At 52.7% G+C, this 5,264-nt stretch carries 4 protein-coding genes and 1 pseudogene; 2 read left to right on the forward strand and 3 right to left on the reverse strand.

Translation table 11 applies throughout. From position 1 onward, the window contains the following. The first annotated feature begins 178 nt into the window (after positions 1-178). Positions 179-880, forward strand: a complete 702-nt coding sequence (gene rsuA, locus QZ506_RS12485) for a 16S rRNA pseudouridine(516) synthase RsuA (RefSeq protein ID WP_291971440.1) — start codon at positions 179-181, stop codon at positions 878-880. Positions 881-1,107: 227 nt separating this feature from the next. Beyond that, positions 1,108-2,224, forward strand: a pseudogene (locus QZ506_RS12490) (Bcr/CflA family multidrug efflux MFS transporter). Between the two features lie 297 nt (positions 2,225-2,521). Here the strand turns inward: QZ506_RS12490 and QZ506_RS12495 are convergent. The 3 genes from QZ506_RS12495 to QZ506_RS12505 form a co-directional block, all read right to left on the reverse strand. Further along, positions 2,522-3,169 carry a DNA-binding protein gene (locus QZ506_RS12495; RefSeq protein WP_291971443.1) on the reverse strand — a complete coding sequence of 216 codons (648 nt, stop codon included), beginning with the start codon at positions 3,167-3,169 and terminating at the stop codon, positions 2,522-2,524. Further along, positions 3,169-4,101, reverse strand: a complete 933-nt coding sequence (locus QZ506_RS12500) for an Rpn family recombination-promoting nuclease/putative transposase (protein ID WP_291971444.1) — start codon at positions 4,099-4,101, stop codon at positions 3,169-3,171. The genes QZ506_RS12495 and QZ506_RS12500 overlap by 1 nt, the downstream gene beginning before the upstream one ends. Positions 4,102-4,186: 85 nt before the next feature. Then, positions 4,187-5,227, reverse strand: coding sequence for an IS481 family transposase (locus tag QZ506_RS12505; RefSeq protein WP_291971446.1), 1,041 nt, complete (start codon positions 5,225-5,227; stop codon positions 4,187-4,189). Between the last annotated feature and the right edge of the window lie 37 nt (positions 5,228-5,264).

Consider the following 5,264-nt stretch of genomic DNA (forward strand, 5'->3'; position numbering starts at 1 on the left):
GCTGGCAGTCCAGTGAAACGACGGATCATCGCAACGCAAAATCATGCAGTTAGGCCTCATGAGAAAGCTGTACACCTGAGGGGACAAGCATTTTCTACCAAAACTGGCTTGGTAAAACAGCATGAATCACTATTATTCAACAAAGCCTCCTTACCACAGACAGGCACTTGATTTTCTCATGCGATTGGACAAATTTTTATCCCAGCAACTCGGGATCAGCCGTGCATTGGTAGCACGGGAGCTGCGTGCGCAGCGCGTTACCGTTGATGGTGAGGTGGTTAAAAGCGGCGCATTCAAATTGGCACCTGAACATCAGGTTGAGTTCGATGGCAACGCGCTGGTGCAGCAGAATGGCCCGCGCTACTTCATGCTTAACAAGCCGCAAGGGTACGTGTGTTCAACGGAAGATACGGATCACCCGACCATTCTCTATTTTATCGATGAACCAGTTGCGCACAAACTGCATGCTGCGGGTCGACTGGATATTGACACCACCGGACTGGTATTGCTGACTGACGATGGACAATGGTCGCACCGCATTACGTCGCCCAAGCATCACTGTGAAAAAAACTATCTGGTCACGCTCGAACTGCCGCTGGCAGAGGATACGGCACACCAGTTTGAGCTGGGGGTGCAACTGCACGGTGAAAAATCGCTGACCAAACCCGCGCAATTGGAAAAGCTGGATGACCATCAGGTCCGGTTAACCATCGGGGAAGGGCGCTACCACCAGGTCAAACGGATGTTCGCCGCAGTGGGAAATCGCGTGGTTGAGTTACACCGTGAGCGCATTGGTGCCATTGCACTGGATGACACGCTGGAGCAGGGCGAGTATCGCGCACTGACGGAAGAAGAAGTGGCCAGCGTTTTGCCGCATTGAGCCGGTTTGCGCCATACTGCATGCAGTATGCGTTATGCGCTTGTCATCCACCTGATGTAAACACGATGCGCCGCTGAACCGGTCATCAAGCCTATTTCAACCGTCACCGTGGTGGAGGTCTGCCGCTGCGGTGAATTTTTTTGTTTTGCGGGCAACACGCTGGGAGACATGCAGTGGGGAAAGCGCCATCACATAGTGGCTTGATTTTTATTCTTGGCTTGTTGTCGATGCTGACACCGTTTGCCATCGATATGTACCTGCCGGCGTTGCCGGTGATTGCCAAAGAGTTCGGCGTGGAGCCGGGCCAGGTGCAGATGACGTTAAGCGCCTACATCATGGGGTTTGCTATCGGTCAGTTATTCTATGGCACGATGGCGGACAGCCTGGGACGTAAAACCGTGATACTGGGGGGAACGCTGGTCTTTATGTCGGCTGGCGTGGCCTGCGCGCTGGCGCAAACCATTGAGCAGCTTACCGTGCTGCGGATGCTGCACGGCTTGTCTGAGGCTGCGTCTGCGATGGTGATTAATGCGCTGATGCGTGACACCTTCGCCAAAGATGAATTTTCGCTTTGTGATGCTGGTCATGACGGTCGCACCGCTGTTGGCGCCGATGTTGGGCGGCGTGTTGCTGCTATGGTTTAGCTGGCATGCGATTTTCTGGACGCTGGCCGGGCTGTCACTGATTGCCTCGGTGCTGGTGATGCGCTTTGTCAAAGAGTCGTTGCCGGTAGAAAAACGCCAGCCGTTCCATTTTCGTACCACCGCCGGGAATTTCGCCTCGCTGTTTCGCCACAAAAAAGTCTTTAGCTACATGGTGGCAAGCGGGTTTTCGTTTTCTGGCATGTTTTCTTTTTTAAGCTCTGGACCTTTTGTCTATATCGATCTCTACGGTGTGTCTCCGCAGCATTTCGGCTATTACTTTGCCCTGAATGTGGTCTTTCTGTTCCTGACCACCTACACCAATAGCAGTGTGGTGCGCTGCTTGGGCGCGAATCAGATGTTTCGCATCGGGCTGCTGATACAGTTTGTTGTCGGTATTGCGTTGGTGGTTATCTACGCGTTGGATCTGGGCTTCTTGCCGTTGGTGTTGGGAGTGGCTATCTATGTCGGCTGTATGGCGATGGTTATGTCAAATGCCATGGCCGTGATACTGGGTGATTTTCCGCATATGGCGGGCACTGCGTCCTCGCTGGCTGGCACACTACGCTTTGGCATGGGCGCACTGGTCGGAAGCCTGCTGTCACTGGTGAGTTTTACCAGCGCCTAGCCGATGATCGTCTCCATGTTACTCTGTTCCGTTGCTGCCTTCCTGCTTTACGGTTACGCAGCACGCTCTCGCTGATTCCGTCCCTTTTTTCCATTTGTAGCAGTGATGTGGGGGAGTGATCGTTTTTGCATAGTTCAGGGGGGAGCACTGACAACTGCGTGGTGCCTTTAATGACGCGGCCTGCGTGGGATTTCAGAGATTTTGCATAGCTGAGTGAAAAATGTGCAAAAATAGTAAATTCTGCATTTAAATTGTACTAGCTCAGACCTGATCTGACAGACACCTGTATAAATAATCGGTAACTGTCAGATCAGGTCTGAGCTAGTACATATAAGCAAAGCGCCGGATATTGCGTGGCCGGAAGTACCAGAATCAGGCCGCCAGTGATACCGCGACTGCAACAGCATCATCAGCAATCAGCCGATAGGCCGGGATTTCGCGCAATTGCTGGGTTTGGGAATCAAACGCTTCGACGTGAAGTAAATCAATGTGTAGACCGCCTTTGCGCAAGGCAGCAATATCGCTGGCGAGCCGCTGAACACCAAAAAACAGCAGGGCATCCAGTGCTGTGACCAGAAGTCCTGATGTCAGCGCCAGTCGTAGCCGTTCGCGCGGCACGCTAACCTGATCAGCGATATGGGTGTAGCTGCTTTCGGTGCCCCCTTCGGCCCCGGAGCGAAACACCCTGAATTGTCGGTTATAGCGAAACGCTTCGGGCGCAACAACGTCACGTTTCAGGCTGTAGAGCACCCCGCGTTTGTTGCCGTTGATTTCCACCCGGCGGCAGTGGATGGTCAGCTCATCGCGCAGTTTTTCGATAGCCTGTGGTGCACGGATGAGCAACAGCCGAAACGGTAGTTCGTAGCTCGTGACATACGGCAGGCTGTGCAGCGCCAGTCTGACCCGCGCGATTTCCCCGGCCTGCTGTTGCTGCACCATCAGCCACTGCTTGGCATGATGTGGGGTTTCACTGGCCTCGGTGATGTTGTGGTACGCTATCTGATAATCGATGCGATACATTAGCGACCATCATCGAACAGGGTAGCCAGTTCGTCGTCGGACAGGCCGGTCGACATTTTGACAAGAGTGCGTTCAACGCCGTTGGCGATAAGTTGCCTTGCAATTTTGAGCGAGGCGCTATGCTCGCCTTCTTGGCGACCGAGTTGTACGCCTTCATGAACACCATCCTGTCGGCCTAACTGGTAGCCTTCCTGCTTGCCCTTCTGGATGCCCTTGGCTTCAAGCTGCTCTGCAATGGTCATGATGTCCTCCCGATAGTCAATTGCTGTGGCGGCGATATATTGTAGAAATTGCTCTTCATCCGACGTATTTCCCCACTCTGCAATATAGTATATCAGGCTACGGAACTGCTCTTTCGGTATTGACCATAGATTGAGCAGGTGGGTGATATCTCCAGCCAGTTCCAGCAGTGCTGCCTGGCGATGAGAGAGTATTTCATCATCCGGTATCGTAGCGATATCAACCAGCGGAAATGCCTGTGTATAGACTGATTCTGCCAGTTCAGGGTCAGCAAGGCAATGGAGCCAATGGGTGCTGTAGGGGTAGGGCGACGTGATGCCGTGGTAGAACAGGAGCGGGATGACCACGGGCAAGGTCTCGTTGCCCTGCTCCAGATGTCGTTGCATAGCCGCCACCGCATAGCGCATCAAACGAAATGCCATCAGCTTTTCTGGTCTGCTCTGATGCTCTATGAGGCAATAAACGTAGCCATCATGGCCTGTCGTGGTTTTCATCGAATACAGCATATCCGAGCACTGAGTGCGCAAGTCGTCTTCGATGAAGCTGCCCGATTCCATGTCAAGCGTGCTGAAATCGCAGCGCTCGCGCAGATGATGTGGGAGATGGACTTCCAAAAAATCCCTGGCGACAGCGATATCACTGATGAACTTTTTGAACAGAGAATCGTGTTGGGAGAGTGATGATTTGCTCATCGGCACATTATACCTTGGTCAAGTTGGTGTACTAGCTCAGACCTTATCTGACAGTTACCGATTATTTATACAGGTGTCTGTCAGATTACATCTGGTTCAGATTCTTTTCTGCCCAGATCCGTTTTCCATCGAGTAAAGTGGCCATCGGCGTACGCCCGCAGCACATTTTTCCCTGATGAGTTCGCTCATTATTGTAATGCCACAACCAGTTGTCCAGATCTACCTGCAGGCTTTCCAGGTATCCATATAACTTCTTGCGGAACGTAACCTGATAAAAATCCTGCAAAATGGTTTTATGGAAGCGCTCGCAGATGCCGTTCGTCTGCGGAGACATCGCCTTCGTTTTCGTATGCTCGATATCGTTGATAGCCAGATAAAGCTGATAATCATGCTGCTCCACTTTACCACAGTACTCCGTACCCCTGTCGGTCAGTATTCTCAGCACTGGCAGTCCCTGAGCCTCGTAGAACGGGAGTACGCGATCATTGAGCAGGTCGGCGGCGGTGATCGGTGTTTTATTCGTATACAGCTTGCAGTGCGCCACTTTCGAGTACGTATCCACGAACGTCTGCTGGTAGATACGGCCCACACCCTTCAGATTGCCCACGTAGAAGGTGTCCTGCGAGCCCAGATACCCGGGATGTGCCGTCTCGATTTCACCGCAGGCCTCATCATCGTGCGCCTTCTTCTCCAGGGCTGCGATTTGAGCGTCGGTAAGGACAATGCCTTCTCTGGCGACCTTTTCCTCAAGCGCCTTCAGGCGTTTACGGAAGTTCTCCAGGTCGTGTCGTTGCCAGATGGAGCGCACACCGCTGCCGGAGATAAATACGCCTTTTTTACGCAGCTCATTACTGGTCCGGTGCTGCCCATGGGGCGGGAACTCAATAGCATAATCAACAACCGCGCGTTCAGTGGCTTCGTCGGCGCGGTTCTTCAGGTTCGGAACCCGGCGGTTCTGGCTAACCAGCGCATCAATGCCGCCTTCAGCAGCCAGTTCCTGATAACGGTAAAATGTATCGCGTGACACGCCCATGATCTTGCAGGCTTTTGATACGTTACCGAGTTCTTCGGCGAGATTGAGCAGGCCGGCTTTGTGTTTGATAATGGGATTGTTAGTATGAAGCATGAGAGTTACCTCGCGTTTTGTTTAAGGATCAGACACC

The organism is Candidatus Symbiopectobacterium sp. (assembly GCF_020054415.1).
Lineage (GTDB): Bacteria > Pseudomonadota > Gammaproteobacteria > Enterobacterales > Enterobacteriaceae > Symbiopectobacterium.

Coding starts and splice junctions, on each gene's coding strand:
- rsuA (WP_291971440.1), top strand. CDS start 179: ATGCGATTGGACAAATTTTTATCCCAGCAACTCGGGATCAGCCGTGCA.
- QZ506_RS12495 (WP_291971443.1), bottom strand. CDS start 3,169: ATGTATCGCATCGATTATCAGATAGCGTACCACAACATCACCGAGGCC.
- QZ506_RS12500 (WP_291971444.1), bottom strand. CDS start 4,101: ATGAGCAAATCATCACTCTCCCAACACGATTCTCTGTTCAAAAAGTTC.
- QZ506_RS12505 (WP_291971446.1), bottom strand. CDS start 5,227: ATGCTTCATACTAACAATCCCATTATCAAACACAAAGCCGGCCTGCTC.